The organism is Streptomyces sp. NH27 (assembly GCF_056859195.1).
Map to the genome: position 1 here is coordinate 1 of NZ_JACEGK010000602.1, position 4,486 is coordinate 4,486.

Genomic DNA, 4,486 nt, shown 5'->3' on the forward strand with positions numbered 1-4,486 from the left:
CCTCGACCTCTGGCTCGCCACCATCGACAGCGACCTCAGCTTCGGCCGCCTGTCCATCGGCCCCGCCGCCCACGCCCTCGGCCTGGCCGCCCCCGCCATCCGCTGGGCCGGAGCGACCCTGTACGACGGCGCCACCCTCGCCTACCTCACCACCCGACCGACGAACCACGACACCGACGAACTGGGCCTCACCACCCACGGCCCGGACAGCACCAAAGTCAACTCCCAGGCGATCGAACTCCTGAGCCGCTGGAGCGAAGAGCGTCCCGCCCAACCGGTCATCACCGCGTACCCCGTGGCAACACCCGACGACCAACTCACCCCAGGCGCCCGCATCACCCGACCTGACACCCGCCTGACCATCAGCTGGTGACCGACCTTCGTATCAGCCGTCGTGGGTGGTGCACGGGTTCCGCCCACCACCCACGATGGATTACCTAATGATCAACGGTGGCCGTACCCATGCCCGTACCGGCCCCCACCAGCAAGATCGTGAACTACAGCTGGAGTACTACGCGCGTGGCGGGGTGAACTCGCCCTTCTGGGCGCCGTCGATGAAGCAGGCCCAGACGAAGGCCGACACGACAAAGGGGGGATTGTCGAGGTCCTCGTTGTCGCGGAGGGCGACCTGCCCGTCGGGGAGGAACGCCGCTTCGAGGCAGCCGCCATTGCCGCCGGAGGCTGTCGCCTTGAACCACTGCGCGTTGGTGAGGTCCGGCGTCTGTCGCTCGGTGGTGCTGTCCATCACAACTCCTTTGCAACGCGCTTGAGCAGCGCTGTCGTGTCATCGAACGGGAGGGCCATGGCTCCCAGCGTTTGGTACATGCGCGTGAACTTGCGCACGTCGGGCCGCTTTTCGAGGTAGAGGTTCCCCGCGGTCGTCTCCAGGTAGACAACCGGCTGGTCCTCGGCGAATTCCAGAATCGCGAGCGAGCCGCCAAGGCCCGGATGCGCGCCCTTCGCGGTGGGGAGGAGTTGGAGGTGCACGTTCGGCCGCACGGACATCTCGATCAGGTGAGCAACCTGAGCGCGCATGACGTCGGGTCCGCCGATCGGGCGCCTGACGGCGCTCTCGTCCAGAACGACCCACAGTTCCAGCGGGTTGTCATCACGGGTCAGCGACTCCTGCCGCCGCTGACGAACCTCGACCAGGTCGGCGATGTCTCCGGGCTTGTGGCTGCCCCATCCGGACAGGATCGCGCGGGCGTAGTCGGGGGTCTGTAGGAGCCCGTGCACCAGCAGCGGCTCCCACGCCCGTTCGGCCTGCGCATCCGTCTCCAGACCGACCAGCACGCCCAACCCGCTGGGCATGACGTCGTCATACGCCTCCCACCAGCCGAGTTGCTGGCTGGTGCTGAGCATGTCGAGCAACATCTCGATCTGCACGTCGGTGATCTCGAACAGAGCGCCCATACGGCGAATGTCATCGGCCTTCAGAGCCGCACTGGGATGGGCGGATTCGAGGCGGCTGATCCGAGTCGCCGAGCACCCCAGGTGCTTCGCGACATCCTCGATTTTCAGGCCGGCAGACCCTCTGAGCCGCCGCAGCTCCGCGCCGAGGTTCCGGCGGTTCACCGTCGGTCCGGTGGGACGTGGTGTCACGCGCCGTCGCCCTCCTCTCCGCGCACTTGGCCGCGCACTTGCTTCCCGCCAGTCTGCCGTATCACGTGGACGGGCTGCACACATGGGCGCACCAATCTGGCCGAGGGGACCGATCATCGAGCGATCGCAAATTTTTTGCTGCGCACTTGCGCTACAAGTGCGCCAGGGTCGCTCTAGTGGCCATTCGATACTCGGTGTAGCGGACCGTTCGCCGTTGGGTGATCAACGGCCGCCTGAGCGGGTGGAGTTTGCGCATGTCCTCAGCCCTGTGCCTGGTTCCCTCGTGCGCCGCCTACGTGGTGGCAGTCGCTCCCTCCACCGACATCTGACCGCGCACTACGTGCGGCCCGAAGGTCGCGCACCGAGGAGACCGGCCATGCGAGCGTTGCCCGCCGGACGATTTCACCCACAGCCCCACCACCGTGCCGCCGCAACCGAAGAGCGGGCCCAGCACGCACCGGCGACCGCGTCCGCGGAGTTGGACATCGCGCGGACCCTGGAGGCTCCGTCGCTGGCCCGCGCGGCCGCGAGACTCCTCCTCGCGGATTGGGGGGTGAGCGGCACGGCACTCGATGATCTGGCATTGGTGATCGGCGAGTTGGTGACGAACCCGGTGCTGCACGGCACCACTGGCCGGGTGATCGTGGGCCTGGCTTTGCGGGCGGGCGGCTTGGTGGTGACGGTGGCGGACAGCACTCCCTACGTGCCGCTTCCGGAGACCGTGCCTGCCAGCAAGGGTTCCGAGCGTGGCCGGGGTCTGCTCCTCGTGGAGGCACTGGCCGAGGAGTGGGGGCACCGCGCGGTGGAAGCCGGCCCCTCATACGGCACGGCGGTATGGGCCCGCTATCGGCTGGCGGCGAGCCGGTGACACCTCAGCGCACCCGGACCGCCGAGACCCCGGCGCCGCGCCCCAGGGCCCACGGCTACCGCGAAACCCCGTCCGGAGACCGGGCCGGGATCCCAACCGGCCGCACCACCAGGTGATTTCGGCATGGGAAGACCGTCCTCATTGCCGACCGGGCAGGGACCACGCGAAATGCCGTACCCGAGGCGTGCACACCACCACAACCGACACCGCAGGAGAAGGAATCCATGATGGACAGCAGCAAGAACAGCAGCCGGGACAGGATCGACTGGGAGTGGCTGTCGGCACGGGAGGTGTACGCGAGCGAACTCGCCTACCGGCGACAGCAAGCAGGGATGACGCTGATGGAGCTCGCGGGGTTGTGCCTCTATGAGCAGTCGTACCTGCACCGGCTGGAGCGGGGGCAGCGGCTCGGGACCCTGGAGGCGGCCACGGCGCTGGACAAGGTGTACGGGACCGGACGCTGCTGGTGAAGCTGTGGCACCTGGCGAAACGGGAGGCGAAGGACCGCCCGTTCCTCGGACCGGCCCCGCTGGAGGCGGACGCGGTGAGCGTGCAGGAGTACGCGGTCAGTGCCGTCCCCTACCTGCTCCAGACCCGCGCGTACGCCGAGGAACAATTGCGGACCGCCCGCCCGCACAGCATCGAGCAGTTGGGCGCCCAAGTCGCCGCGCGGCTCAAGCGCCAGGACCGCCTCACCGGCCCGAACCCCGTGCACTACCGCGCGCTGATCGACGAGGCCGTACTGCGGCGCAAAGCCCGCGACCCCCAGACATGGACCGCGCAACTGGAACACCTCATCGAGATGGCGGAGCAGCCCGATGTGTCGCTGCACGTCGTCCCGTTCGGCACCGGCCCGCGCCACATCCGCAGTTGTCTGGAGCTGATCTCGTTTCGCGACGGCCACACCGTCGCCTATACGCAGAGCAGTTGGAGCGGCCACCTCGTCGAGGATCCCGAGGACGTCGAACGGCTGCGCCTGGCGTACGACCTCCTCCGCGACACCGCCCTCACCCCCACCGAATCCCTGACGTTCCTGCGCACGTCGCTGGAAGAGCACAGGTCACGCGGCTTGGACGGCACCGAGGAGCCGACACGGTGAGAACGCTCGCCTCCCGCTGCCGCTCCCGCCCGGAGCGGCTCCACCACCGCGGCACACCCGGGTGCCTACGGCGCCGTTTGTGCGCCCCGGCTGCCCCGTACCCACGCACCAATTGTTCGCGTACCGTCAGAGATGCGCGGCGCTGCCGTACTCGCTGCGCAGGCGCACGGAACGTCCGCACGGAGCACCTTGCCCGGAACCCTTGCTCAGTCCTCACCCGCTGAACAGACGGACAGGAGAAGGACATTGCGCATCGCGCGACGTATCGGCCGCTGGATCGGCGGCGCGGCAGGCGCCTCGGCGCTGGTGCTGCTCGCCAACGGCCCGGCCGCGGCCGACGTGCCGATCGGCCAGCCCATGAGCGGCGAGATGACGTACTACGACGACGCCGGCTACGGCGCCTGCGGCACCCCCATCGACGCGTCCACGCAATACCTGGTCGCCGTGTCCTACCAGTGGTGGACCGCCGCCAACCCGAACAACGACCCGCTGTGCGACGGGATCTCGGTCCAGGTCACCTACAACGGCCAGACCCTCACCGTCCCGGTGATGGACAAGTGCCCGAGCTGCGACGCAACCCACATCGACCTGAGCGAACCGGCGTTCACCGAGTTCGCCCCGACCGGCACCGGCGTCGTCACCGGCATCACCTGGCAGTTCGTCAACTCGAACGGCACGGCCCTCCGCTAGCGTGTCGAACCCCGAAGGCTTCGGGCTTGCCTGGACCCCGCCCGCCGCTCTCTGCTCGCGGGTGCTCGCCCGTCTGTTTCCAGAGGCTCCGGGCGGCGCGGATCCCTGGCTCACCCTGTTGTGGGCCACCGGCCGCGCCGAACTGCCGGGGCACCCTCGTCTCACCACGTGGCGCTCGGACAGCACACCGCTGTCATAGGAGCGGATCGGATGGGGCGGGGCTGGGG

At 68.7% G+C, this 4,486-nt stretch carries 6 protein-coding genes and 2 pseudogenes; 6 read left to right on the forward strand and 2 right to left on the reverse strand.

The window, feature by feature from the left end; genetic code table 11:
- A pseudogene (locus AC13HU_RS32810) lies at positions 1–373 on the forward strand (methyltransferase, FxLD system); the annotation flags it as partial.
- Positions 374–511: 138 nt separating this feature from the next.
- On the opposite strand, the gene AC13HU_RS32815 reads toward AC13HU_RS32810, so the two are convergent.
- Positions 512–745, reverse strand: a complete 234-nt coding sequence (locus tag AC13HU_RS32815; protein ID WP_483045629.1) for a DUF397 domain-containing protein — start codon at positions 743–745, stop codon at positions 512–514.
- Entirely contained in the window at positions 745–1,602 is an 858-nt protein-coding gene (locus tag AC13HU_RS32820) for a helix-turn-helix domain-containing protein (RefSeq protein ID WP_483045630.1), read from the reverse strand. Before AC13HU_RS32820 ends, AC13HU_RS32815 begins: the two co-directional genes overlap by 1 nt.
- A 376-nt stretch (positions 1,603–1,978) precedes the next feature.
- On the opposite strand from AC13HU_RS32820, the gene AC13HU_RS32825 reads away from it, so the two are divergent.
- The 5 genes and pseudogenes from AC13HU_RS32825 to AC13HU_RS32845 all read left to right on the forward strand — a co-directional run.
- Positions 1,979–2,470 carry an ATP-binding protein gene (locus tag AC13HU_RS32825; RefSeq protein WP_483045631.1) on the forward strand — a complete coding sequence of 164 codons (492 nt, stop codon included), beginning with the start codon at positions 1,979–1,981 and terminating at the stop codon, positions 2,468–2,470.
- A gap of 224 nt (positions 2,471–2,694) precedes the next feature.
- Entirely contained in the window at positions 2,695–2,940 is a 246-nt protein-coding gene (locus AC13HU_RS32830) for a helix-turn-helix domain-containing protein (RefSeq protein WP_483045632.1), read from the forward strand.
- The gene (locus AC13HU_RS32835; protein WP_483045633.1) at positions 2,937–3,569 is read left to right on the forward strand and encodes a DUF5753 domain-containing protein; all 633 of its coding nucleotides are present in this window, start codon (positions 2,937–2,939) and stop codon (positions 3,567–3,569) included. The genes AC13HU_RS32830 and AC13HU_RS32835 overlap by 4 nt, the downstream gene beginning before the upstream one ends.
- A gap of 246 nt (positions 3,570–3,815) precedes the next feature.
- Complete coding sequence (locus AC13HU_RS32840; protein WP_483045634.1) at positions 3,816–4,259, forward strand: cysteine/serine endopeptidase inhibitor; 444 nt, start codon at positions 3,816–3,818, stop codon at positions 4,257–4,259.
- Positions 4,260–4,272: 13 nt separating this feature from the next.
- Positions 4,273–4,458 (forward strand): annotated as a pseudogene (locus AC13HU_RS32845) (hypothetical protein); the annotation flags it as partial.
- Positions 4,459–4,486 lie beyond the last annotated feature (28 nt).